General features: G+C 60.0%; 19 protein-coding genes. 13 read left to right on the top strand and 6 right to left on the bottom strand.

The features are described 5' to 3' along the window. Window positions 1-282 precede the first annotated feature (282 nt). The 4 genes from mdoH to pip form a co-directional block, all read right to left on the bottom strand. Window positions 283-2,865 (bottom strand): glucans biosynthesis glucosyltransferase MdoH, encoded by a 2,583-nt coding sequence (gene mdoH / locus RYC17_RS22360; protein ID WP_057404668.1) that lies wholly within the window; start codon window positions 2,863-2,865, stop codon window positions 283-285. Further along, window positions 2,858-4,786: a glucan biosynthesis protein G gene (locus tag RYC17_RS22355; protein WP_057454953.1), complete on the bottom strand. Its 1,929-nt coding sequence runs from the start codon at window positions 4,784-4,786 to the stop codon at window positions 2,858-2,860. The genes mdoH and RYC17_RS22355 overlap by 8 nt, the downstream gene beginning before the upstream one ends. Before the next feature lie 265 nt (window positions 4,787-5,051). Continuing rightward, on the bottom strand, window positions 5,052-5,489 hold the full coding sequence (dtd, locus tag RYC17_RS22350) for a D-aminoacyl-tRNA deacylase (protein ID WP_004654194.1): 438 nt from the start codon (window positions 5,487-5,489) through the stop codon (window positions 5,052-5,054). Window positions 5,490-5,528: 39 nt separating this feature from the next. After that, window positions 5,529-6,500 (bottom strand): prolyl aminopeptidase, encoded by a 972-nt coding sequence (gene pip, locus RYC17_RS22345; RefSeq protein WP_316904495.1) that lies wholly within the window; start codon window positions 6,498-6,500, stop codon window positions 5,529-5,531. Between the two features lie 280 nt (window positions 6,501-6,780). On the opposite strand from pip, the gene RYC17_RS22340 reads away from it, so the two are divergent. The 6 genes from RYC17_RS22340 (at window position 6,781) to RYC17_RS22315 (ending at window position 15,909) form a co-directional block, all read left to right on the top strand. Next, window positions 6,781-9,231 carry a glycogen/starch/alpha-glucan phosphorylase gene (locus RYC17_RS22340; RefSeq protein WP_057403108.1) on the top strand — a complete coding sequence of 817 codons (2,451 nt, stop codon included), beginning with the start codon at window positions 6,781-6,783 and terminating at the stop codon, window positions 9,229-9,231. A gap of 277 nt (window positions 9,232-9,508) precedes the next feature. Next, the gene (locus tag RYC17_RS22335; RefSeq protein WP_316904493.1) at window positions 9,509-12,313 is read left to right on the top strand and encodes a DUF2339 domain-containing protein; all 2,805 of its coding nucleotides are present in this window, start codon (window positions 9,509-9,511) and stop codon (window positions 12,311-12,313) included. Between the two features lie 26 nt (window positions 12,314-12,339). After that, on the top strand, window positions 12,340-13,689 hold the full coding sequence (locus RYC17_RS22330) for a DUF3999 domain-containing protein (RefSeq protein WP_316904502.1): 1,350 nt from the start codon (window positions 12,340-12,342) through the stop codon (window positions 13,687-13,689). Window positions 13,690-13,823: 134 nt separating this feature from the next. Continuing rightward, complete coding sequence (locus tag RYC17_RS22325; protein WP_004666507.1) at window positions 13,824-14,834, top strand: class 1 fructose-bisphosphatase; 1,011 nt, start codon at window positions 13,824-13,826, stop codon at window positions 14,832-14,834. Window positions 14,835-15,072: 238 nt separating this feature from the next. Next, the gene (gene bamE / locus RYC17_RS22320) at window positions 15,073-15,327 is read left to right on the top strand and encodes an outer membrane protein assembly factor BamE (RefSeq protein ID WP_002551616.1); all 255 of its coding nucleotides are present in this window, start codon (window positions 15,073-15,075) and stop codon (window positions 15,325-15,327) included. Between the two features lie 3 nt (window positions 15,328-15,330). Further along, complete coding sequence (locus RYC17_RS22315; RefSeq protein WP_002551615.1) at window positions 15,331-15,909, top strand: lipocalin family protein; 579 nt, start codon at window positions 15,331-15,333, stop codon at window positions 15,907-15,909. Window positions 15,910-16,283: 374 nt separating this feature from the next. Here RYC17_RS22315 and RYC17_RS22310 read toward each other — a convergent pair whose 3' ends face one another. Continuing rightward, a complete protein-coding gene (locus RYC17_RS22310; protein ID WP_316904491.1) occupies window positions 16,284-17,648 on the bottom strand; it encodes a formimidoylglutamate deiminase in 1,365 nt (454 codons plus the stop codon). A gap of 202 nt (window positions 17,649-17,850) precedes the next feature. Here RYC17_RS22310 and hutC point away from each other — a divergent pair, with 202 nt between their 5' ends. The 6 genes from hutC (at window position 17,851) to RYC17_RS22280 (ending at window position 22,394) form a co-directional block, all read left to right on the top strand. Then, entirely contained in the window at window positions 17,851-18,561 is a 711-nt protein-coding gene (gene hutC, locus RYC17_RS22305; RefSeq protein WP_161796169.1) for a histidine utilization repressor, read from the top strand. After that, window positions 18,558-19,154: a HutD family protein gene (locus RYC17_RS22300; protein ID WP_122258866.1), complete on the top strand. Its 597-nt coding sequence runs from the start codon at window positions 18,558-18,560 to the stop codon at window positions 19,152-19,154. The genes hutC and RYC17_RS22300 overlap by 4 nt, the downstream gene beginning before the upstream one ends. A gap of 51 nt (window positions 19,155-19,205) precedes the next feature. Beyond that, window positions 19,206-20,381, top strand: a complete 1,176-nt coding sequence (gene nhaA / locus RYC17_RS22295) for a Na+/H+ antiporter NhaA (protein ID WP_316904488.1) — start codon at window positions 19,206-19,208, stop codon at window positions 20,379-20,381. Window positions 20,382-20,486: 105 nt separating this feature from the next. Then, the gene (locus tag RYC17_RS22290; RefSeq protein WP_058408288.1) at window positions 20,487-21,020 is read left to right on the top strand and encodes a DUF3455 domain-containing protein; all 534 of its coding nucleotides are present in this window, start codon (window positions 20,487-20,489) and stop codon (window positions 21,018-21,020) included. Between the two features lie 103 nt (window positions 21,021-21,123). Next, window positions 21,124-21,690 carry a sigma-70 family RNA polymerase sigma factor gene (locus RYC17_RS22285; RefSeq protein WP_122258868.1) on the top strand — a complete coding sequence of 189 codons (567 nt, stop codon included), beginning with the start codon at window positions 21,124-21,126 and terminating at the stop codon, window positions 21,688-21,690. Next, window positions 21,687-22,394, top strand: a complete 708-nt coding sequence (locus RYC17_RS22280; RefSeq protein ID WP_122280512.1) for an anti-sigma factor domain-containing protein — start codon at window positions 21,687-21,689, stop codon at window positions 22,392-22,394. The genes RYC17_RS22285 and RYC17_RS22280 overlap by 4 nt, the downstream gene beginning before the upstream one ends. 13 nt (window positions 22,395-22,407) lie before the next feature. Here RYC17_RS22280 and epsC read toward each other — a convergent pair whose 3' ends face one another. Further along, window positions 22,408-23,361: a serine O-acetyltransferase EpsC gene (epsC, locus tag RYC17_RS22275; protein WP_122258870.1), complete on the bottom strand. Its 954-nt coding sequence runs from the start codon at window positions 23,359-23,361 to the stop codon at window positions 22,408-22,410. Between the two features lie 197 nt (window positions 23,362-23,558). Between epsC and RYC17_RS22270 the strand changes: the two genes are divergently transcribed. Beyond that, the gene (locus tag RYC17_RS22270; protein WP_002551606.1) at window positions 23,559-24,557 is read left to right on the top strand and encodes a D-cysteine desulfhydrase; all 999 of its coding nucleotides are present in this window, start codon (window positions 23,559-23,561) and stop codon (window positions 24,555-24,557) included. Window positions 24,558-24,709 lie beyond the last annotated feature (152 nt).

Here is a 24,709-nt window from a genome sequence, read left to right as displayed (position 1 = left end):
GCGTCGTGAACTGCATTCCCACGCTGGAGCGTGAGGAACGAGCGTCGTCAGGGATAACACTATCGTGCCCATGCTCCAGCGTGGGCATGCCGGTCTGGACGCTCTGCGTCCTCTGGCGACGCAGAGCGTCATGAACTGCATTCCCACGCTGGAGCGTGAGGAACGAGCGGTGTTCTGGAGAACCCGTCTTGACCATGTCCTGTGCATTTATGTGCCACAAAGCCCAATAAAAAAGCCCCCGACGCGCTAAGCGGCAGGGGCTTTTTTCGTAGCCGGGCAGTCTTAGACCGGGACCGGCTCCGACGCTTTACCTACAGGCTGCAAAGGCAGCAAGGGCGCATGTGGATCAGCTTCGATGGAAGCTCTCCACGCGGCCAGCCACTCTTCGTGACCTTCGCTCCAGACGCGCTCGTGCAAGCGGCCAAGGGCGACCGGGTCACTCAGCAGCATCAGACGTTCCTGATTGCCGAGTTTGGCCGGGCCTACCTTCAGAGCCTGATCAACACGTTCCATACGCACGACTTCGATCGGCTGTGCCTGACGGTGACGCGAGGTTGCCAGGGCGCAGGCGAGAGCATTCTGGCGAGGATCTACCACAGCCCGAATGAAGCCTTGTTTCAGGGCGTGCCAGCGGTTCTCGTAGGTGTACTGATCCGTAGAGATCAGCTCTTGCGGCGGCTCGAACTCTTCAGGAATCAGGAAGAACTTCTCGTCACGCGCCTTGACGCCCAGATTGGTACGGCTGGAAATCACCGATACCGGAATCGACAGCATCAACGAGACCACAATCGGCGCAAGCCACCACAGGAAGCTCGGGTTCAACCAGAACACCAGCAAGGCCCAGCATGCGCCCAGCAGTGTCTGTGGACCATGACGCTTCACGGCTTCGATCCACGGCGTGGAGTCGTCGTCGCGTTGCGGAGAGTTCCAGGTTGCGGCCCAGCCCAGGAAAGCGGCCAGTACGAAGCGGGTGTGGAACAGCATGCGCACCGGTGCCAGCAGCACCGAAAAGAGCATTTCCAGCAGCATCGAAACGGTGACCTTGAACTTGCCACCGAAGCCTTTCGCGCCCTTGGCCCAGATCAGAATGACGCTGAGCAGTTTAGGCAGGAACAACAGCACAATAGTGGTCGAGAACAACGCAACAGCTTTTTCCGGGTGCCATTGCGGCCACAGCGGATACAGCTGACGCGGTTCAAGGAAGTAAGTCGGCTCCATCAGTGTGTTCACCGCCAGCAAGGCCGTGGACAGCACGAGGAAGAAGAACCACAACGGTGCCGACAGATACGACATCACACCGGTCAGGAATACCGCACGGTGAACCGGGTGCATGCCCTTGACCAGGAACAGCCTGAAGTTCATCAGGTTGCCGTGGCACCAACGGCGGTCACGCTTGAGTTCGTCCAGCAGGTTGGGCGGCAATTCTTCATAACTGCCCGGGAGGTCGTAAGCAATCCACACGCCCCAGCCGGCACGGCGCATCAGCGCAGCTTCGACGAAGTCGTGAGACAGGATCGCACCGGCAAAGGCACCTTTACCCGGCAGCGGCGCCAGGGCGCAATGCTCGATAAACGGCTTCATGCGGATGATCGCGTTGTGACCCCAATAGTGGGATTCACCCAACTGCCAGAAGTGCAGACCGGCCGTGAACAGCGGACCATAGACCCGGGTAGCGAACTGCTGCATGCGTGCATACAGCGTGTCCATACCCGACGCACGTGGCGCGGTCTGGATGATACCAGCGTCCGGCGTGGCTTCCATCAGGCGAACCAGACTGGTCAGACACTCTCCGCTCATGACGCTATCGGCATCGAGCACGACCATGTAGCGGTATTCACCACCCCAACGACGGCAGAAGTCGTCCAGGTTGCCGCTTTTGCGTTTTACGCGACGACGACGACGGCGATAGAAGATCTTGCCGAAACCTTTGGTCTCGCGGCATACGTCCAGCCAGGCCTGTTGCTCGGCAACGGCAATGTCGGTCTCGTTGGTGTCGCTGAGCACGAAGAAATCGAAACGATCCAGGTCACCCGTGGCAGCTACCGACTCGAACGTAGCGCGCAGACCGGCGAAAACCCGAGGCACGTCCTCGTTGCAGATCGGCATGACCAGCGCAGTACGTGCACCCTTTTCGATCGGCTCGTTGCCAGCACTGGCCCCCGAGATACGGTATTTGTCACGACCGGTGAGCAGTTCCAGGAAGCCCATCAGTGCGGTCCAGAAACCGGCCGATACCCAGCAGAAGAGAATCCCGAACAGCAACAGAATGCTGGTCTGCAAGGCATAAGGCATGACCTGCAAAGCAGTCTGCACAAAGGTCTGACGGGTGATTTCGTCGAGCGAAACCAGCGACCAGCCCTGATACGGCAGAATGCCCTTCATGTACCAGCCAGCCACGATCGTTTGACCCAGCATCAGGATCAGCAGGATGTAGCGACGGATCGAACCGACGGTGCGCCAGCGCGCCTTCGGCAGATCCCGCGGCAGATCATCATGCGCGGGCTTGGGCGGGTTGGTCTTACCGGTCAGGCGACGCCAGCCGCGCACCAGAATGTTGGTGCGCCATGGCTCTGGCACGACCTTGGTCCGGCGAATCGGCGGTGTGGCCTTGAGGCACAGGCGACCGCTGGCATCGACGCCGAGCATCTCGGCGTCCTCCAACTGATCTGCAGTGGTCAGCGTCAGACGGCGACCCACCGAAGCCTGAGCGGCCTCGGCAGGGTCATTGACCGGCTGCGCAGAAAGACGCTCATGCAACTCGGCGAAGGTCTTGCAGCCGGCAAGTTCTGCCCGCTGCTCGTCGCTCATCGGTAAATGCGCCAGGTACTCGTTCAGAGACACTGGCACCGGTAGAGAATTACTCATCGCTCGGCAACTGATAGCTCCAGGTCTCGGTCATGACTTGCAACGTCTTGGCCGGTTCCGGATGGGTGGGTGCTGCCTCGGTTTCAGGCTGCTGAATCTCTTTACCGTCCTTGTCCTTGGCTACGTCAGCCTTGGCTGCGTCGGCTTTGGCTGCATCGGCTTTGGCAACTTCGCCTTTACCTTTCGCAGCGTCGGCCTTGCCAGCTTCAGGCTTGGCGGTCTCGGGTTTGGCGGCTTCAGGCTTCGGCGCGTCGGCCTTGGCGATTTCTACCTGGTCGTTGGCAGATTCCTTGGCAACTGCCGGTTTGGCAGCTTCCTTGGCAGCAGCCTTCTTCTCTTCAGTTTTGTCTGCAACGAGCAGCGCAGGTTCCTTGCCCGGTTCGGCAGGGATCTCACGCAGCAGGTAAGCGCGCATTTCGGTTGGCTTGCCGGAATCCTTGACCTTCACACGCAGGGTCAGGCGGTAGCCTTTGGTGACCGGGTTATAGCGCAGGTTGTTTTCCACCAGTTCGACGTTGTCGTCAGTGGTCACCTGGCTGCGAATGGTCTTGTCTTCCGGCAATGCGGCCAGTACCGGGCCCACGAAATCGACCAGGAAGGCAAGGCTGCCATCCGGCTGACGGATCAGGTTGGACTGACGCACATCACCGATGGAGCGTTGGGTCTGCTTGACCCAGCCCAGATCCGGCGAGTGGATCGAGTTTTCCTGCATGGTCCAGTGCAGACGGTAATCGAATGCCATTTCCTTGCCTGGCTCTGCGAGAGTCTCAGGCTTCCAGTAGGCCACAATGTTGTCGTTGGTCTCGTCGGCAGTCGGAATTTCGACCAGCTCGACGGTGCCCTTGCCCCAGTCACCCTTTGGCTCTATCCAGGCGCTTGGACGCTTGTCATAGCGGTCATCGAGGTCTTCGTACTGACTGAAGTCACGGCCACGTTGCAGCAGACCGAAACCACGCGGGTTTTCGACCGAGAAGCTGCTGATAGACAGATGTTTAGGGTTGTTCAGCGGACGCCACAGCCACTCACCGTTGGCAGCCTGAATCGACAGACCGCTGGAGTCGTGCAGTTCGCGACGGTAGTTAGGTACACGCGAAGGCTGGTTGGCACCGAACAGGAACATACTGGTCAATGGCGCAACACCGAGCTTGTTGACCTTGTCACGCAGGAACATGCGCGATTTGACATCAACCAGAGTGTTGGTGCCAGGACGCAGGGTCAACTGATAAGCACCGGTAGCGCGCGGCGAGTCGAGCAGCGCGAAGATCACCAGATGATTGTCATCCGGGCCCGGCTTCTCGATCCAGAATTCCTTGAAGCGCGGGAACTCTTCACCGGACGGAGATGCAGTGTCGATTGCCATGCCGCGTGCGGACAGGCCATAGACCTGACCCTTGCCGATCACGCGGAAGTAGCTCGCGCCCAGCATGGTCATGATTTCGTCCTGCTTGTCATCCTTGTTGATCGGATACAGGACACGGAAACCGGCATAACCCAGTTTCTCGGTGGATTTGGGGTCGATCTTCAGATCGCCGAAATCGAAACGACTGGAGTCGTACTTGATTTCGTCGACGCTGGTGGCGGTCACTTCGTTGATCTTGACCGGCGTGTCGAAGTGCATGCCCTGGTGGTAGAAAGACACTTTGAACGGAGTCTTCTCGCCCGCCCATTCGGCCTTGTCATCGCGGAAGCGAATCTTCTGATAGTCGGCAAACTTCATATCGCGAAGCTCGTTCGGCAGATTGCTCCTTGGAGCCTCGAACTTCTGCCCGGCCAGTTCTTTGGCTTTTGCCGTTACATCATCAAGATTGAACGCCCACAGCTGACCTGCACTGAACAGGCATACAAGGGCCGAGCTTGCCAGAAGTGCACTACGCAACCGCTTGACAGGTGTCTTTGGAGCATCACAGGGACTAACAATCACGAGCAACCCTCGCCGAAAAACAGATGAAAAAACCAACGGCCAGCTATCAATGCCGGGTTGGCGAGCATTGTTCCGACTCCGAATGGGCTTAATGATTCCCCAATCAGGTGTCAGAACCGCTTTTGTCATACCAAATGGACCAACAGTGTCGATCCCCGTAACGCGCGATTATCCAGCAGCGCGCGCCACAACGCATCAGGTATGACAAAGAAATTTATTTCCCGTGCGACCGGAAAATTCAGGGGAGAAACGATGAAATCGTAGCTTATGTATCGAACAAAAATGTCACTGGGCCATCATTTATCAAATGCACTTGCATGTCCGCACCAAATTGGCCCGCAGCCACAGCGGTATGCGCGATTCTGGCCTGACTCAATAGATAGTCGAACAGCTCGGCGCCCAGCGCTGGAGCAGCGGCTTTCGAGAACCCCGCACGCAACCCGCTTTTGGTATCCGCGGCCAGCGTGAACTGCGAAACCAGCAACAACCCACCGCCTACCTCGCGCAAGGATAAATTCATCTTGCCGTCGGCATCGCTGAACACTCGATAATTAAGCAGCTTGTGCAGCAACTTATCGGCACTGGCGCGGGTGTCTTGAGGCTCTATGCCCACCAGCACCAATATGCCCTGATCGATAGCACCGACAACTTCGCCGCCCACCTCGACGCGTGCGTTTCGCACGCGCTGCAACAAACCTTTCATAAATGCCTTTCCAGACTCAAAACCAATACCAGGCTGCTGTCATGCTTCTTCGGGCGGGAGGTCGAGCAGGTTGCGCGCAGTTTCTGCAGCGGCACGCACCAGCGCATCGGCGATACCGGATTCCGACGCCGAATGGCCAGCCTCACGAATGACCTGCAGTTCGCTGCCGGGCCAGTTCTGATGCAACTCCCAGGCATTATCCAGCGGGCAGATGACGTCATAACGACCGTGGACGATGATTGCCGGCAGGTGCGCGATCTTTGGCATGTCGCGAATCAACTGGTTTTCTTCAAGGAACGCCTTGTTCATGAAGTAATGGCATTCGATGCGCGCAATGGACAGCGCACGGTGCGGTTCGGCGAAGCGATCGACCACTTGCGGGTTGGGGCGCAAGGTTGCGCAACGCCCTTCCCAGGTCGACCAGGCTTTGGCGGCGTGCATCTGGGCGATCTGGTCCGGCCCGGTGAGCCGCTTGTGGAAGGCAGCCAGTAGGTTGTCGCGCTCATCCAGCGGGATCGGCGCTACATAATCCTGCCAGTAATCAGGGAACAGACGGCTGGCACCCGCTTGATAGAACCAGTCGATTTCCTGCTGACGGGCCAGGAATATGCCTCGCAAAATCAGCGCGTGCACACGGTCGGGATGGGTCTGCGCGTAAGCCAGGGCCAGAGTCGAGCCCCACGAGCCGCCGAACAGCACCCATTTGTCGATTCCGAGGTGCTCGCGAATCCGCTCCAGGTCCTCCACCAGTTTCCAGGTGGTATTGTTCTCAAGGCTGGCATGCGGTGTGGAACGACCGCAGCCACGCTGATCGAACGTTACGATACGGTACAGGTTAGGATCGAAATAGCAGCGACTGTGCGCATCGCATCCGGAACCAGGGCCGCCATGAATGAATACCACTGGCAACCCTTCTGGCGAGCCACTTTCATCGACGTAAAGCACATGCGGTTGTTCCACGGCCAGATCGTGCCGGGCGTAGGGTTTGATCTGCGGGTACAAAGTCTGCATAAGTGCTCCATAAGTCCAGTTCAGAGGCTTCTATTATTCTGCCGTTGGGCATCATAAACCCGAAACGAAGAATCAGCATGCTGCACGTCATTGATCGGGATGGAACGATCGATGCAAGCGTTTTGCCAATTTGGTCAGCGCGCGAACCAGAGCCGTTGCTCTGGGTCGAAGCGAGGGCGCTGCCTTCAATTATTTCTACTATTTTCAGGAAATAACTGACGACACGCCTACAGTCTAAGAATCCCGTTTTCCATTCGTCAGACTACTTGAGGTTGTACCGATGTCTCAGGAACCACTTGTTCGTGACGCTGATGTGGCTGCTTTCCGCGCCGCTGTGCTCGCCAAACTCACCTATTCGGTGGGCAAGGACCCCGACCATGCGTTTGAGCATGACTGGTTTGAAGCTGTTGCCCTTGCCGCCCGCGACCACATGGTCGAACACTGGATGGACCACACGCGGCAGATTTATCGCAAGGTCCAGAAGCGCGTTTACTACCTGTCTCTGGAATTCCTCATTGGCCGACTGCTCTACGACAGCCTGAGCAACCTCGGCCTGCTGGAAGTCGCTCGCGAAGCATTGACCGAGCTGGGTGTGGATATCGAACGTATCCGCTTGCTTGAACCGGATGCAGCGCTGGGCAACGGCGGCCTGGGTCGTCTGGCAGCGTGCTTCATGGAAAGCATGTCGACCCTGGGCATTGCCGGGCACGGTTATGGGATTCGTTACGAGCACGGGCTGTTTCGTCAGGGCATCGTCGACGGCTGGCAGCAGGAACAGACCGAAAACTGGCTGGACTTCGGCAACCCGTGGGAATTCGAGCGTCCTGAGGTGGTTTACTCCATCGGTTTCAGTGGCAGCGTCGACACTGTGGTGACCGAAGCGGGCGACTCGCGTCAGGTCTGGCGTCCGGGCGAAACCGTTCGGGCCATTGCTTACGACACCCCTGTGGTCGGCTGGCGCGGGAAAAGCGTCAACACTCTGCGCTTGTGGCGCGCCCGTGCGGTCGAAGACCTGCATCTGGAACGCTTCAACGCGGGCGACCACTTTGGCGCCGTCGCCGAAGTAGTGCGCGCCGAAAGTATTTCCCGCGTGCTGTACCCGAACGATGCAACCGAAGCGGGCCAGGAACTGCGCCTGCGCCAGGAATACTTCTTTGTTTCCGCATCGCTGCAGGATTTGCTGCGCCGCCATCTGAACCAGCACGCCACGCTGACCGATCTGCCAGACCATGCAGCGATTCAGATGAACGACACGCACCCGTCCATTGCAGTGGCCGAGCTGATGCGTCAGTTGATCGACAACCACAACATCCCGTGGGACACCGCCTGGAAAATCACCGTCGGCACCCTTGGCTACACCAACCATACGCTGCTGCCGGAAGCGCTGGAGACCTGGTCGGTCGGCCTGATGGAGCGGATGCTGCCGCGCCACATGCAGATCATCTACCTGATCAACGCACAACACATCGACACACTGCGCGCCAAAGGCGTCGACGACGTCAACGTGCTGCGTGCGGTATCGCTGATCGAAGAAGACAATGGTCGTCGGGTACGCATGGGCAACCTGGCGTTCCTCGGCTCGCACAGCGTCAACGGCGTTTCGGCGCTGCATACCCAACTGATGCGCAAGACCGTGTTTGCCGAGCTGCACAAGATCTATCCGGAGCGGATCAACAACAAAACCAACGGCATCACCTTCCGCCGCTGGCTGTTCCAGGCCAACCCGAAGCTGACCGAAATGCTCGTCGAAGCGCTCGGTGAGGACGTTCTGGACAATGCCGAGACTCGCCTCAAAGAGCTTGAGCCGTTCGCCGATAAGTCTTCGTTCCGCAAGCAGATGGCCGACCAACGCCTGCACAGCAAGCGCGCACTGGCAGCAATCATTCATGAACGCCTGGGTATTGCCGTCAATCCTGCAGCGATGTTCGACGTCCAGGTCAAACGGATTCACGAATACAAACGCCAGTTGCTGAACCTGTTCCACACCGTAGCGCTGTATCAGGCAATTCGTGCCGAGCCAGGCACAGACTGGGTTCCGCGGGTGAAGATCTTCGCCGGCAAGGCGGCGGCCAGTTATCACTCGGCCAAGCTGATTATCAAGCTGACCAACGATATCGCCCGGACCGTGAACAACGACCCGACGGTGCGTGGCCTGCTGAAAGTGGTGTTCATGCCCAACTACAACGTCAGTCTGGCGGAGAGCATCATCCCGGCAGCCGACCTGTCCGAGCAGATATCCACGGCAGGCCTGGAAGCTTCAGGGACCAGTAACATGAAGTTCGGCCTCAACGGCGCCCTGACCATCGGCACGCTGGACGGTGCCAACGTGGAAATGAGCGAGCAGGTCGGGCTGGAGCACATGTTCATCTTTGGCATGTCCTCACAACAGGTCGAAGCCCGCAAGCGCGCAGGTGAATTCAACGCGCATGGCGACGTAGCGGCATCGGGGCGTTTGAACGATGTACTGCAAGCGATTCGTGGCGGCGTGTTCTCGCCGGATGATCCGAACCGTTACGCGGGGCTGATCGATCAGTTGCTGGATTATGACCGCTTCCTGGTCTGTGCCGACTTCGATTCGTACTGGGCAGCACAGGCCAAAGTCGAGGAACGCTGGCACGATTCCAAGGAATGGTGGCGCTCGGCGGTGCTCAACACCGCACGCATGGGCTGGTTCTCTTCGGACCGGACCATTCGCGAGTACGCCGGCGACATCTGGAAGGCGCTGGACTAACTCGGAGCTGCTCGCGCACTCACTGGGCTCTCGTTACCACGCTCCGGCGTGGTAACGCAGTTCTGGACGCTCCGCATCCGATCTTGAATGCGCGGCGCGGCGCAGATCTGTGACGCGGAGCGTCACCCAAGGCGTTCCCACGCTGGAGCGTGAGGAACGATAGGTGTCTGCGCTAATGAACGTACCCTCGCACTGCATAAAACATTACAAACGATGTCCGCCCGCCCCTATATACTGCGCTCGATGAACCTTCACACATCGAAAAGGATGTCGTCGCGTGCTTTGGATTTGTCTGGTGGTGGGCGGTGCAGCGCTGGGCTACGCGCTTAGCTATGACGAGTGGGCAGGTTCGCTGATCGGCGCAGTCATGGGCTGGGCCGTCTGGGCGGGCATTCGCATGCGCCTGCTTGGCAGGCAATCCGCCGACCAACTGCAACAACTGCTCGCAACCCGCCAATCCCTCGATGCCCTTGAGCAGCGCCTGAGCGCGCTCGAGCGTCAGTCCACATCCGGCGTGCCACCTGCGCAGGACGCCGCACCGCTCCCAGTGGATGCGATCATTATCGAGGCACCCACTGATGGCCCCGAGCTGATCTGGGACCTGCCAGACGAAGAGCCGCAGGCAACAGGGCCTGTCGAACCCGCCGCCGAAATCCGTCAGCCTTCAAAAGCAGCACAGCCCAATCTGCTGGACAGCGCCATCAATCGCGCAAAAGACTGGCTGCTGGGCGGCAATACGGTACTGCGAGTGGGCGTAGTGGTGCTGTTTCTCGGGCTGGCCTTTCTGCTGCGCTACGCCACCGAAGGCATGGTCGTACCGATTGAAGCACGCTACGCCGCAGTCGCCGCCAGCGCACTGGCCCTGCTCGGCCTGGGTTGGTGGCTGCGTTTGCGCAACGGCTCTTACGCGCTGATGTTGCAAGGCGCAGGCGTAGGCGTGTTGTACCTGACCGTCTTTGCGGCGATGAAATTGCACGCCCTGCTCGATCCGGCACCGGGCTTTGTGCTGCTGGTAGCGATCACCGCTTTCTCGGCCATTCTGGCGTTGACACAGAATGCTCTGGCCCTGGCCTGCGCCGGTGCGCTGGGTGGATTCGCAGCACCACTGCTCGCGTCGACCGGGCAAGGCAGCCACATCTCGCTGTTCAGTTACTTTGCCCTGCTCAACGCGGGCATCATTGCCATCGCCTGGTTCAAGGCCTGGCGCATTCTCAACCTGATCGGCTTTTTCGGCACTTTCGGCATCGGTTTCGCCTGGGGCATACGGGCTTACACCCCCGAGCTGTTCTGGAGCACCGAGCCCTTTCTGATTCTGTTCTTTGTGATGTACCTGGCCATCGGCCTGCTGTTTGCGCGTCGCAAGCTGCTGGAACTGACTGACGCGCCAGCGGATGCCAGTCGCGAAACACTGCTGCGCTGGTCGGCACGTCAGGGTGATTACGTCGACGGCACCCTGCTGTTTGGCACGCCAATCGTCGGGTTCGGCCTGCAATACGCGCTGGTCGAACACCTTGAGTTCGGTGCCGCGCTCAGCGCGCTCGCACTGGGCCTGATCTACATGGGGCTGGCACGCTGGCTGGCAGCACGTACGAACGGCCGAACCGTTTTGCTGATGGAAACCTGCCTGGCGCTGGGCGTGGTGTTTGCCACGCTGGCCATCCCGTTGGGCCTCGGTTCGCAATGGACGACCTGCGCGTGGGCCGTGGAAGGCGCAGCGGTTTTCTGGCTGGGCCTGCGCCAACACCGCAAGCTGGCACAGGTTTTCGGCCTGGTGTTGCAGGTGTGTGCCAGCGCAATGCTGATCAGTGATTCAGACAATTCCAGCTGGGCTGGCGACTACTGGACACCGATGATTCTGGCCATCGCGGCCCTGATCAGCGCCTGGAGCGTGTTCCGCTTCAACACCCTGATGATCATCGATCAGAAAATCGCCAGAACGGTACTGACGATATGGGGCGCGATCTGGTGGGCGGCTTCATTGATCAGCGTCGTGCAACTGTACGTACCGAACAGCGTGCAGACGCCACTGCTGTTGATCGCGGCTGCGCTCAGCGTAGCTATCTGGGCAGTGCTGGCCCTGCGTTTGCACTGGCCAGACCTCGCCGTATTGTGCAGCGTACTCACCCCAGTCAGCGCCCTTCTGTTACTGGGCTCGCTGAGTGAGCATTACCACCCGGCCGCGAACTGGGGCTGGCTGGCCTGGGCAGCCGTGTTCGCCGTGCATCTGCTGACCTTGCACTATCTGGCAGACACGCTGCCGATCCTCGCGCAACGTATCGCTCACACCACAGGCTGCCTGTTGATCATCGCCGTACTGGCACTGGAATTGCGTTTCGGCCTGTTGCAGCTGTCCGAGTCTTACAACGCCTGGCGCTGGCTGGGCTGGGCGATTCTGCCCAGCCTGTTCCTGCTGGCGATGAGCTCAGAGCGTCAGTGGCCATGGCCGGTGAAGGCTTGCCCCGAGGCCTACCATGTCGGGGCCGCGGCACCACTGGCGGCATTGATGCTGGCGTGGTTCTGGCTGGCGAACACGTTCAGCGACGGTGCGGCGGAACCGCTGCCCTATATCCCGCTGCTCAACCCGCTGGAAATCGGCCTGCTGCTGGCTCTGGCCGGGGTATGCCTGTGGATACGCAAGTACCTCACACGCCCTCGCAATGTTGCCTTGCTGGTGGCAGGCGCTTCACTGTTTGCACTCGTCACGGCAATGGTCATGCGCACGGCCCATCATTGGGCTCAAGTGCCGTGGCACACCGAGGCGCTGCTTGAGTCGATGCGCGTTCAGGCCGGGTTATCGATAGTCTGGACGCTGATGGCGCTGGCCCTGATGATCGGCGGTCATATGCGCAGCAACCGCGAGCTCTGGCTGGGCGGCGCAGCATTGATCGGTGTGGTGGTGATCAAGCTATTCTTCGTCGAGCTGAGCAACCGTGGCGGCATGGAGCGCATCGTTTCGTTCATCGGTGTTGGCATTCTGCTACTGGTGGTGGGATATTTCGCACCATTGCCGCCGAAACACCCTGCCAGAAAGGTCGGCGAAGAACCCGGTCCAGGCCCGACCGTCGTGCCGGATACGCTATGAGGAAAACGTTCTTGAGTCATCCCGCCATGAAGATCGCCGTGCTTGGCCTGACCTTGTGTACGGCGATAACTGCCGTCGCCCAGGACAAACCGACGGACTTTGCCAGCCAGACCCCACTGAGCCTAAGCGGCGACGGGCCTTGGTATCGCATCGAGTTACCGCTAGCCGTGCAGTTGAATACCCGGCAGAGCGACCTGGGTGATCTGCGCGTGTTCAACGCCGAGGGCCAGCCGCAGGCTTATTCGATCACGCCGCGACAGCCTGCACGCGAGCAGGAACCCACGCCAATCCCGGTCAAATGGTTTGCCCTGTACAGCACGCAGGAAGCAGGCGATGCCGCGCCGGTCATCCGTATCGAGCGCTCAAGCAACGGCAGCGTGATTGAGGTTCAGCCGCAAAGCGATATCGAGGCTGGCGAAGAAGTGCTGCGCGGCTGGTTGCTGGACACCAGCGCGATCAAGGCACCACTGGAGCAACTGGTGATCGACTGGAGCACCGAGCGTGAAGGTTTCCAGAACTTCAGCATCGAAGCCAGTGATGACCTGCAGCACTGGCGCAACTGGGGCGAAGGGCAGGTTGCCCGATTGTCATTTGCCGACGAAGTGATCGAGCAACGCGAAGTCGGCCTGCCCGGCCAGAGCGCCCGCTACCTGCGTCTGTTGTGGCGCGCCCCGCACAGCGCCCCCCTGTTGATCTCCGCCCACCTGCTCAGCGCCAGCACTGAAAGCCCGACCCCGCCGCTGACCTGGTCGCCACCGGTCAAGGGCGTCGTCGAGAGCCCCAACGAATATGTCTGGCAACTGCCGAGCGGCTTGCCGGTAGGCCGCGTCAAGGTCGACATCGCCCAGCCCAACAGCCTCGCACCGGCGACGCTTTACGGCCGGATGGACGCGAAACAGCCCTGGCAGCCGATCAGCAGTGGCCTGTTGTACCGGTTATCGCAGAACAACAGCGATGTCTTGCAGGACCAGTTGCAATTGTCCGGACGCATCGTTCAACAGCTAAAACTGGTGGTGGATGATCGCGGCGGCGGGCTGGGCAGTGAAGCGCCGCAGTTGAGCGTGGCCGTGCCTGCCACGGAAATCGTATTCCTGGCGCGCGGTGAAGGGCCCTTCACGCTGGCCATCGGCAACCCGAACGTCAAGGCGGCGAACCTGTCGCTGGCCACCCTGATCCCCGACTTGAGTCCGGAAAAACTGGCCTCGCTCGGTACAGCGAAACCCGCTACGGCGTCCGTTGCCAACATGGCAGCTGGGCCGATAGTGACGCCGCAGAGCATGGACTTCAAACGCCTCGGGCTTTGGGCCGTTCTGCTGCTCGGGGTCGTGTTTCTGGGCTGGATGGCATTCAGCACGCTGCGCGCATCAAAACGCTGAAACACACAGGCTGTCGGGTGCGCTTTGCCCGACATCTGAACTGAAACAGTCATAAGCCAGTCTGATAGCAGTATTACGTCGCCACTCGCGTTAAACTGCGCGGGTTTTCATACCCCCTATTTTCGGAGCTATCCATGTCCCGCGTTACACTAAGTCGTTACTTGATTGAGCAGACTCGCAGCAACAACACCCCTGCCGATCTGCGCTTCCTGATCGAAGTTGTGGCGCGCGCATGCAAGGAAATCAGCCACGCCGTCTCCAAAGGCGCGCTGGGCGGCGTACTTGGCAGCATGGGCACCGAAAACGTTCAGGGCGAAGTGCAGAAAAAGCTCGATGTGATCTCCAACGAGATCCTGCTCGAAGCAAACGAATGGGGCGGTCATCTGGCAGGCATGGCGTCCGAAGAAATGGACAACGCCTACCAGATCCCGGGCAAATACCCTAAGGGTGCGTACCTGCTGGTTTTCGACCCGCTGGACGGCTCGTCGAACATCGACATCAACGCTCCGGTCGGCACCATCTTTTCGGTACTGCGTTGCCCGAACGAATACCTCAGCCAGAACGAAGCGCTGAATGAAAAGGCCTTCCTGCAGCCGGGCACCGAACAGGTCGCCGCCGGTTACGCCATCTACGGCCCGCAGACCATGCTGGTGCTGACCCTGGGTGACGGCGTCAAAGGCTTCACGCTGGACCGCGAAATGGGCAGCTTCGTGCTCACCCACGAAGACATCAAAATCCCGGAGTCCACCCAGGAATTCGCGATCAACATGTCCAACCAGCGCCACTGGGAAGCCCCGGTACAGCGCTACGTGAACGAATTGCTGGCCGGCGAAGAAGGCCCGTTGAAAAAGAACTACAACATGCGCTGGGTCGCTGCGATGGTTGCCGACGTGCACCGTATCCTGACCCGTGGCGGTCTGTTCATGTATCCGCGCGACAGCCGCGAGCCTTCCAAACCGGGCAAACTGCGTCTGATGTATGAAGCCAACCCGATGTCCTTCCTGGTCGAGCAGGCTGGCGGCGCGTCCACCGACGGTCATCAGCGCATTCTCGACATTCAGCCGGAAGGCCTGCACCAGCGCGTAGCGGTGTACCTGGGCTCGAAAGAAGAAGTCGAACGCGCTACCGCGTATCACAAAGAGTAAGAAAGCTTGCTGCGCCCGTGGTGATTCGGCCCGTCTGAATCACCACCCGGCGACAGGCAAACGAGCATTCGATGATGTGTTCGGCACAGGCCTGCGGGCCAACCATCTGATCTACGGCATAAATCCTTGCGCCGTCCGGGAACCAGATCCCCTTTTTCTCTTCTAAGCTTGCGGTACTGCGCCAGCCTGCCTCCGCTTGCACTGCGACGCGACCCCCTTCCGTTCAGGAGCTACACCCATGTCCTTGCGCACTGTCGCGTTACTCTCGTTCTGCGTATTTCTGGCTGCCTGCAGCAAGATCACCCAGGAAAACTACTCGAAAATTTCCGCCGGCATGCCCAAGGCACAGGTCGAATCCTTGCTGGGCAGCCCGACGGAATGTTCTGGTGCACTGGGCATGTCCAGTTGCACATGGGGTGACCAGAACACCTTTATCAGCGTGCAGTATGCGGCAGACAAGGTTGTGCTGTTCTCGGGTCAGGGTCTGAAATAAAACATGATCAAGGTACTGGTACGTTTCGGAATTTTTGTCATGGCCAGCTTTCTGGCCATCGGTTTTGCCCATTCGGCTGACAACCTCGAACCAAGGACAGTCGACAGCGTCGACCTCAAGCAATATCAGGGCACCTGGTACGAGATCGCCCGCCTGCCAATGTTTTTCCAGCGCAAGTGCGCCCAGTCCGAGGCGCTTTACGCGCTCAAGGACGACGGCAACATTGCTGTGACCAACCGCTGCCGCACTATCGAGGGCAAGTGGGAAGAAGCCAAAGGCACCGCTTCGCCGCAAGTGCCGGGCAAGACCGACAAGCTGTGGGTGGTGTTCGATAACTGGTTCTCACGCCTGCTGCCGGGCGTTGCCAAAGGTGACTACTGGATTCTGGACGTCAGCGAAGGCTACCGGACCGCCGTGGTCGGCAACCCGGACCGCAAATACCTGTGGCTGCTGTCGCGCACGCCGACAGTGTCTGCATCGGTCAAGGAAAACATGCTGAGCAAGGCTCGCCAGCAAGGCTACGACACCTCCCGCCTGATCTGGCGCGAAGATGATTCGAAGATCGGCAAGGGCGAGAAGTAAGCGGGCTGGAACAGGCGTCCGCAAGAACATTATTGATCATCGTGCGACGCTCTGCGTCGCATGCCTTTCTGGACGCTCCGCGTCCGATTTTCGATGGACGGCGCGGCGCAGATTTGTGACGCGGAGCGTCACCCACGGCATTCCCACGCTGGAGCGTGAGGAACGATGAGCGTCGTGGCAGGAAAGTGAGGAACGCCAGACGTCCGCAAGAACACTATCGTGCCCATGCTCCGCGTCGGCATGCCGTTCTGGAGCGTGAGGAACGATAAGCGTCGTGGCTGGAAAGTGAGGAACGCCAAGCGTCCGCAAGAACACTATCGTGCCCATGCTCCGCGTGGGCATGCCGTTCTGGACGCTCTGCGTCCTCTCTTGCATCAGCCGAGCAATTCCCTCAATACCTGCGCGAACTCGCGGTTGCTTTGTTGTTCTGCGGCGTGTCGCCCTTCACGTATGACCCAGCGTCCATTCACCGCCACGTCGCGAATCTGTCGGTCGCTGCCAGCGAACAGCCAGCGGTTGAGGATGGCGTCGCCCGAGGCCGTGGCGATGTACGGGTCGTTGTCATCCAGCACCAGCCAGTCAGCGCGTTGTCCCACTTGCAGTGCACCAACGTGCTGCCCCAGCGCCTGCGCGCCACCCGCGAGCGCGGCGTCGTACAAGGTGCGGCCAACCATCGGCTGATCACTGCGATACAGCCGGTTACGGCGCTGATCGCGCAGACGCTGGCCATACTCCAGCCAGCGCAACTCCTCGACCACGCTGAGCGAAACGTGACTGTCCGAGCCAATTCCCCACCGGCCACCCTGGGCAATGTAGTCCACCGCCGGAAAGATACCGTCGCCCAGATTGGCCTCGGTGGTCAGGCATAACCCGGCCACCGCGCCGCTGTGCGCCATCAGTTGCACTTCATCCGCCTCGGCGTGGGTCGCATGCACCAGGCACCAGCGGTTATCCACAGGGGCATTTTCATACAGCCATTGCAGCGGACGCCGACCGCTCCAGCTCAGGCAGTCATCGACTTCCTTCTGCTGTTCGGCAATATGAATATGCACAGGGCACTGCTGGTCGCTGGCCGCCAGTACTTCACTGATCTGCTGCGGCGTCACCGCACGCAGCGAGTGGAAGCACAGACCCAACTGCTGCGTGGGCTGAGCCGCCAGAAGCGGGCGTAGACGAGCCTGCAAATCCAGATAGCTGTCAGTGCTGTGAATAAACCGCCGCTGCCCTTCGTTGGGTGCCTGCCCGCCAAACCCCGAGTGGCTGTAAAGCACCGGCAGCAGGGTCAGGCCGATGCCGACCGAACTTGCCGCCTGACTGATCTGCACGGCCAGTTCGGCAGGATCTGCATAGGGTTTGCCGTCCAGGTCCTGATGCACGTAATGAAATTCGGCAACCGAGGTGTAACCGCCCTTGAGCATTTCGATGTACAGCTGGCGAGCGATAACGCCCAGTTGCTGCGGACTGATGCGCCCTACCAGGCGATACATGAGGTCGCGCCAGGTCCAGAAACTGTCGTTGGGGTTGCCCGCCACTTCCGCCAGCCCGGCCATCGCCCGCTGAAACGCATGAGAGTGCAGGTTCGGCATGCCAGGCAGCAACGGGCCACTGACGATTTCGGCACCCTGCCGATCCGCATTGGCCTCGATGCGGGTCAAAACGCCTTCCTGGCTGACCTCCAGACGCACATTGTTGGCCCAGCCGTCGGGGAGTAACGCGCGCTCGGCAAAGAAGGCTGACATTGACTTCACACCTCATCACTGTAATTTGTATATACATATACAGACGTTTAAGCGACCGGTAAACCTTCGGCACGCTTGCCGAGCAGCAGGTTAATGGTTAGCGTGGCGCTCTCAGGCGTCTGAATCATCGTCAAAACGTCATTTTGAAAACAAGGACTCACACGTGTCGACTCCGCCCGCCTCTTCTTCCTTGGCAGCCCAGATGGGCGAAAGTCCCGCACCCTTGTACGCCCGCGTCAAACACATGATCGCCCTGCAGATCCAGAATGGCACCTGGCCGCCGCACCATCGCGTACCGTCGGAAAGCGAGCTGGTGACGCAACTGGGTTTCAGCCGCATGACCATCAACCGCGCCCTGCGTGAGCTGACCGTTGAAGGTTTGCTGGTGCGCATGCAGGGTGTTGGCACTTTTGTCGCCGAACCCAAAAGCCAGTCGGCGCTGTTCGAAGTGCATAACATTGCTGACGAGATCGCCGCGCGCGGCCATCGCCATACCTGCAAGGTCATGGTGCTAAAGGAAGAAGCCGCAGGCTCCGAGCGCGCCCTGGCGCTGGACATGCGCGAAGGCCAGCGGGTGTTCCATTCACTGATCGTGCACTACGAGAACGACATTCCGGTACAGATCGAAGACCGCTTCGTCAACGCCCAGGTCGCCCCGGACTACCTCAGGCAGGACTTCACCCTACAGACGCCTTATGCCTATCTGTCGCAGGTTGCACCGCTCACCGAAGGCGAGCATGTGGTCGAGGCGATCCTCGCCGAAGCCGATGAATGCACGTTGTTGCAGATCGATGCCGGAGAGCCCTGCCTGCTGATTCGTCGCCGTACCTGGTCAGGCCGCCAGCCCGTCACCGCTGCGCGCCTGATCCACCCCGGCTCCCGCCATCGCCTGGAAGGACGCTTTACCAAATGAGCCAGACCCACCTCCTGCGCGCCGTCGACTACCCACGCATGCCGTGGAAGAACGGCGGCGGCAGCACTGAAGAAATCGCTCGCGATGCAGGCCAGGACCTCGACGGTTTCGGCTGGCGACTCTCGATTGCCGATATTGAAACCTCGGGCGGTTTCTCGGTGTTCGCCGGTTATCAGCGCATCATTACCGTTTTGCAGGGCGCAGGCATGACGCTGGACGTGGACGGCATTACCAGCCGCCCGCTGCTGCCATCGGACCCGTTCGCGTTCAGCGGCGACAGTGAAGTCAGTTGCACGCTGCTGGACGGGCCGATTCGCGATTTCAACCTGATCTATGCTCCTCACCGTTACACGGCACGCCTGCACTGGATAGACGTGCGTCATCCGCAACGACTGTTCAGTTCAGCCGGCACATTCGTGCTGTTCAGCATGGCCGAACAAGTAGCGATAAGCGTGAACGGCCAGCCGTGGGAAATTCTCGGTAAACTTGATTGCGCTCAGGTTGATAATTCTGGCGGTTTGCTGGAAGTCGAACTGCAATCACCTCGCGCCAGTCGTTGCTGCCTGATCGAACTTACTGCCACGGGCCTGTAGGCGCATTCCTGGCTCTTCATTACAAAAACAGCCTTGCACTCAAGGATGACCATGACTCAACTTTTCAACCGGGAAACGCCCAGAGGCGTTGCCGTCCTCGCCCGTTTCCTCGCCTCCGAATCAGCAGGCGGCATCGTCTTGATGGCGGCAGCGCTGGCCGCCCTTATCGTCGCCAACTCCCCCCTCTCCGCCAGCTACTTCTCGATTCTGCACAGTGTCTGGCTGGGCCTGTCGGTGGAGCTGTGGATCAACGACGGGCTGATGGCGATCTTCTTTCTGATGGTCGGCCTGGAGATCAAGCGCGAAGTGCTGGCCGGCGGCCTGGCAACCTGGGGACAACGCGCCCTGCCCGGCTTTGCAGCAGCGGGCGGCATGCTGGTGCCTGCACTGATCTACATCGCGATCAATTGGGGCAATCCGCAAACCATGAGCGGCTGGGCGATTCCAGCGGCCACTGACATCGCCTTCGCCCTCGGCGTGTTGTCGCTGCTGGGCAATCGGGTGCCGACTTCGCTGAAAGTCTTTCTGGCCGCGCTGGCGATTCTCGATGACTTGGGCGCTGTGACCATCATCGCGTTTTTCTACAGCTCGGGGCTGAACCTGCCGATGCTGGCCGCCGCATTCGCAACCCTCGCCGTATTGATCGCGCTGAACCGCCTGAACGTCCGCCGCCTGCTGCCCTATTTGCTGCTCGGCGCGCTGCTATGGTTCTTCGTCCTGCAATCGGGCGTACACGCCACGCTGGCCGGCGTGGCGCTGGCGCTGTGCATCCCGATGGGCAAGCCCGAGGAGGAAGCACGCTCGCCGCTGCTGTTTCTTGAAGAAAAGATGCATTACTGGGTGGCGTTCGCCGTGGTGCCGATCTTCGGTTTTGCCAATGCGGGTGTATCACTTTCCGGCATCACCCTGGCAAACCTGATCGACCCGGTGCCGCTGGGCGTCGCATTGGGCCTGTTCGTCGGCAAGCAGATCGGTGTGTTCCTTGCCGCAGTGCTGGCGATTCGTGCCGGGCTGGCGACATTGCCGGAAGGCAGCAACTGGGTGCAGTTGTACGGCGTCGCTATTTTGTGCGGCATCGGCTTTACCATGAGCCTGTTCATCGGCAACCTGGCGTTTCCTGGTTCGCAGCACCTGATCGATGAAGTAAAAGTCGGCGTGCTGATCGGCTCGGGCCTCGCGGCAATCGCCGGTATTTTGCTGCTGCGCAGCCGTTTCAGCCGGCACTGAAAAAATATTTTCAAATCACTGCATCCAGATGGGTTTCTCGCGGGTAGTACATTCAGCAGCCACTTCGAGTTGCTGAGCGCGGTTAAACCCTCTGGAGATTTCTGCATGAACGCAAAACGCTTGCTCTGCCTTGCTGGTAGCACCCTGGCTTTCACTTGCCTGTCATCCATTGCCATGGCTCAGACTGACCTGCCCGAAAGCGTCCGGGTACCGGCCGGCAACAAAGTCAGCATGACCACCACCGGGGTTGGCGAGATCACTTACGAGTGCCGCGCCAAAGCCAACATGCCCAATGAGATGGAGTGGGCATTCGTCGGTCCCAAGGCCGTGCTCAATGACAAGAGCGGCAAACAGGTCGGCACCTACTACGGCCCACCGGCCACCTGGGAAGCCAAAGACGGCTCGAAACTGACCGGCACTCAGGTTGCTGTGGCCCCGTCGAGCGCAGGCAGCCTGCCGTACCAACTGGTCAAGGCCAACCCGGCTGAAGGCAAGGGCGCGATGACGGGCGTGACCTACATTCAGCGCGTGGCCTTGAAAGGCGGCGTAGCCCCGGCCAAAGCCTGTGCAGAGAGCAACAAGGGCGCGAAGGAAGTGGTCAAGTATCAGGCGGACTACCTGTTCTGGACCGCCAGCTGATCAATGCGCTTAATCAGGTGACCGTGCAACAGTAGGCTATGCTGCTGCACGGGAGCCTCGTGATGTCAGCGAGGCAGTAGTCTTCCTTTGATGGCGGATCATCTTGTCCTCGCACGAATCTCTCTTTGATTACGAAGCAACGTTGCAGGCCTGCGCTCGCGGTGACAAGCAGGCCTTGCAGCGTCTTTATCAACAGGAAAGCGCGCGGCTGCTCGGCGTCGCTCAGCGGCTGGTGCGTGACCGGGCGCTGGCTGAAGACATCGTGCATGACGCATTCCTGAAAATCTGGAGCCACGCGGCCAGCTTCGATGCTTCGCGTGGGTCGGCACGCGGCTGGGTGTTCAGCGTGACTCGCCACCTGGCGCTGAATACGCTGCGCAACACGGCACGCGAGGTGCGCGTCGAGGATGACGGCAGCGAAGATCATCATGAACAGGCGACGCTGGAAGGCTGGCAGGAAACCGGCGATGCCTTCGATTGGCGGGTCAATCCGGGGCGCATTACCTCATGCCTGGAGCAACTTGAACCGGTGCGCCGCAACTGTGTTTTTCACGCTTATGTAGACGGCTATTCGCATCAGGAAATCGCGCAGAAAATCGGCGCGCCATTAGGTACGGTCAAAGCCTGGATCAAGCGCAGCCTGACGGCTTTGCGGGAGTGCATGGGATGACCCGACCTTCAGACGACAACCTTCATGACCTGGCGGGCGAGTATGTGCTCGGCACCCTGTCGGCACAGGAAAGGCTCGACGTACAGCGTCGCCTGCCCCACGAGCCTGATTTGCAGGCGGCCATCGATGCCTGGGAACAGCGCCTGCTGCCTCTGACAGAATTGGCCGAACCGGTTACGCCATCGCCCGGTCTGTGGGATCGCATCGAGCGTAACTTGCTGGAGCTGGCAGCGCCTGCCAAAGCGCCACACAGACAGCGAGTGCGCTGGTGGGACAACCTGTCGGTCTGGCGCGGGCTGGCGGGGGCTGGATTAGCGGCGTCGCTGGTGCTGGGCATGACGCTGCTGACCCGCGCACCGGCGCAACCGTCTTATCTGGTGGTACTGGTCGGGCCGCAGGACAAGGCGCCCGGCTGGGTTGTGCAAGCCAGCAACTCGCAGGAGATCCAGCTTATTCCGCTGGGCGTATTCGAGGTTCCGAACGACAAGGCGCTGGAGTTCTGGACCAAGGGTGACGACTGGCAAGGCCCGGTCTCGCTCGGGCTGGTCAAGCCGGGTCAGAGCCTGCATGTTCCGTTGGACAAACTGCCGCCGCTGCAACCCAATCAGCTGTTCGAACTGACTCTGGAGAAATCCACCGGTTCGCCAATAGGCAAGCCTACCGGGCCGATCCAGTTCATCGGCCGGGCAGTGAAGGTGATCTGATAACGGAGCGATCTCACTTCTTGCTGCAATCATCCTGTTGCAGCAAATTGGCCTGGGTCAGGTTGCAGTCTGCCGGTACGCTGCGCGTCAGCCAGACATTGCCGCCGATGGTCGAACCCTTGCCAATGGTGATGCGCCCCAGAATAGTCGCACCCGCGTAGATCACCACGTCGTCTTCAACGATTGGATGCCGTGCATGGCCTTTCTGCAACTGGCCGTCCTCGTCCGACGGGAAGCGCTTGGCGCCCAGAGTAACGGCCTGATAGATCCGCACCCGCTCGCCTATGATCGCGGTTTCGCCAATTACCACGCCTGTTCCATGGTCGATAAAGAAGCTCGGGCCGATCTGCGCGCCCGGATGAATGTCGATACCGGTCGCCGAATGGGCGATCTCCGAGCTGATGCGCGCCAATAATGGCAGACCGGCGCGATACAAATGGTGCGCCAGACGATGGTGGATCACCGCCAGAATGCCGGGGTAGCACAGCAGCACCTCATCGACGCTGCGTGCGGCCGGGTCGCCGTGGTAGGCGGCCAGGACGTCGGTGTCCAGTAACAGACGAATACCCGGCAGGGCCATGGCGAAACCCTGAATCAGCTCGAGCGCTCGCGCATCGATGCTCTTCAGGTCACCGCCCTGCTGATGGGCCACATAGCGCAGCTCCAGGCGGGCCTGGGCCAGCAGCGCATTGAGTGCCACATCCAGCGTATGCCCCACGTAGAAATCTTCGCTTTCTTCACGCAGGTCCACCGGGCCAAGCCGCATCGGGAACAACGCCCCGCTCAGCGCTTCAAGAATTTCCCCCATGGCTGCACGCGAAGGCAGTTCGCGCCCGCCGTGCTCGCCGCTTACCCGACGGTTGCGCGCTCGCCAGTCTTCACGCGCGCCGCGCAACTGGCTGACGATCAGCTGCAACTGCCAGTGGCTGGAACGGCCGTCGGCGGATGCTTCTGGAATATCGCTCACGCTTGACTCTCCTTGATGTGAAGGGTGGCGACCGACAGTGCTGGCCGCTGCTGTTGCCACTCTACGGCAAACATTCAGGCGAAAAAAACAACAATTTCTGTAGGAATACGCCAGCAGTGCCGTAAGCACAGATAAGTTGCCGTGCGGGAAACGTCTGCCTATAGTCCGGTGACTCTTTACACGGCTTACCGACCACCATGATCAAAAATCAGCTTGCCCGTTTCAATCGCCTGGACTTGATCAGCGCGCCGACGGCTCTGGAAAAGCTTGAGCGCCTGTCGATCTGGGCTGATCGCGATATCTACATCAAGCGTGATGACACCACCACACTGGCGCTGGGCGGCAACAAGGTCCGCAAACTCGAGTACCTCGCCGCAGACGCGCTGGCCCAAGGCGCCGACACGCTGATCACTGCGGGCGCTATCCAGTCCAACCATGTTCGCCAGACCGCGGCCCTGGCGGCGCGCCTGGGCCTGGGCTGCGTGGCGCTGCTGGAAAACCCCATCGGCACCGAAGACCCGAGTTACCTGAAAAACGGCAATCGCCTGCTGCTGGAGCTGTTCGATGCGAAGGTCGAGCTGGTCGAAAACCTCGACAACGCCGACGAACAACTGCACGCGCTGGCTGCGCGTCTGCGCTCCAGCGGCAAGAAGCCTTATCTGGTGCCCATCGGTGGCTCAAGCCCGGTCGGTGCGCTGGGTTATGTTCGCGCCGGGCTGGAACTGGCTGAGCAGATCAAGCAGACCGGCATCGACTTTGCGGCGGTTGTTCTGGCCTCCGGCAGCGCGGGCACCCACAGCGGCCTGGCGTTGGCACTGGCTCACGAGTTGCCGCAATTGCCGGTTATCGGCGTGACCGTTTCGCGCAGTGAAGAAGCACAACTGCCCAAAGTGCAGGGCTTGGCCGAGCGCACGGCAGAATTACTGGATATCGCCCTGCCGGAGCATTTCAAGGTTGAACTGTGGGACGAGTATTTCGCTCCGCGTTATGGCGAACCGAACGCCGGTACGCTGGCGGCGATCAAGCTGGTGGCCAGCCACGAAGGGCTGTTGCTGGACCCGGTTTATACCGGCAAGGCCATGTCCGGCTTGCTGGATGGCATTGGCCGTCAACGCTTCAACGACGGCCCGCTGATCTTTCTGCACACTGGCGGTGCTCCGGCGCTGTTTGCCTACCCGGATGCGTTCGATCAGTAACTTTTCAGCCGGCGCAGCTTTTATGCCTTTTGATAGGAAAAATAACTTTTTTTGTTATTTTTCCTCATAAGCAGATGGCTATATAGTCGCGCCCGGCAGGCAACAACTCTGACGCAACACCTGACGTAACTGCCTGAAAAAAAGCTGAATAA

The organism is Pseudomonas syringae group sp. J248-6 (assembly GCF_032586995.1).
Lineage (GTDB): Bacteria > Pseudomonadota > Gammaproteobacteria > Pseudomonadales > Pseudomonadaceae > Aquipseudomonas > Aquipseudomonas amygdali.
The sequence above is the reverse complement of the archived record's forward strand: the minus strand, read 5'-3'. Positions and strand labels throughout refer to the sequence as shown.

What these genes read in the sequence shown, in the direction of transcription:
- mdoH (WP_057404668.1), bottom strand. Translation starts at nt 2,865, where the DNA reads ATGAGTAATTCTCTACCGGTGCCAGTGTCTCTGAACGAGTACCTGGCG.
- dtd (WP_004654194.1), bottom strand. Translation starts at nt 5,489, where the DNA reads ATGAAAGGTTTGTTGCAGCGCGTGCGAAACGCACGCGTCGAGGTGGGC.
- pip (WP_316904495.1), bottom strand. Translation starts at nt 6,500, where the DNA reads ATGCAGACTTTGTACCCGCAGATCAAACCCTACGCCCGGCACGATCTG.
- RYC17_RS22340 (WP_057403108.1), top strand. Translation starts at nt 6,781, where the DNA reads ATGTCTCAGGAACCACTTGTTCGTGACGCTGATGTGGCTGCTTTCCGC.
- RYC17_RS22330 (WP_316904502.1), top strand. Translation starts at nt 12,340, where the DNA reads ATGAAGATCGCCGTGCTTGGCCTGACCTTGTGTACGGCGATAACTGCC.
- RYC17_RS22325 (WP_004666507.1), top strand. Translation starts at nt 13,824, where the DNA reads ATGTCCCGCGTTACACTAAGTCGTTACTTGATTGAGCAGACTCGCAGC.
- bamE (WP_002551616.1), top strand. Translation starts at nt 15,073, where the DNA reads ATGTCCTTGCGCACTGTCGCGTTACTCTCGTTCTGCGTATTTCTGGCT.
- RYC17_RS22315 (WP_002551615.1), top strand. Translation starts at nt 15,331, where the DNA reads ATGATCAAGGTACTGGTACGTTTCGGAATTTTTGTCATGGCCAGCTTT.
- RYC17_RS22310 (WP_316904491.1), bottom strand. Translation starts at nt 17,648, where the DNA reads ATGTCAGCCTTCTTTGCCGAGCGCGCGTTACTCCCCGACGGCTGGGCC.
- hutC (WP_161796169.1), top strand. Translation starts at nt 17,851, where the DNA reads ATGGGCGAAAGTCCCGCACCCTTGTACGCCCGCGTCAAACACATGATC.
- RYC17_RS22300 (WP_122258866.1), top strand. Translation starts at nt 18,558, where the DNA reads ATGAGCCAGACCCACCTCCTGCGCGCCGTCGACTACCCACGCATGCCG.
- nhaA (WP_316904488.1), top strand. Translation starts at nt 19,206, where the DNA reads ATGACTCAACTTTTCAACCGGGAAACGCCCAGAGGCGTTGCCGTCCTC.
- RYC17_RS22290 (WP_058408288.1), top strand. Translation starts at nt 20,487, where the DNA reads ATGAACGCAAAACGCTTGCTCTGCCTTGCTGGTAGCACCCTGGCTTTC.
- RYC17_RS22280 (WP_122280512.1), top strand. Translation starts at nt 21,687, where the DNA reads ATGACCCGACCTTCAGACGACAACCTTCATGACCTGGCGGGCGAGTAT.
- RYC17_RS22270 (WP_002551606.1), top strand. Translation starts at nt 23,559, where the DNA reads ATGATCAAAAATCAGCTTGCCCGTTTCAATCGCCTGGACTTGATCAGC.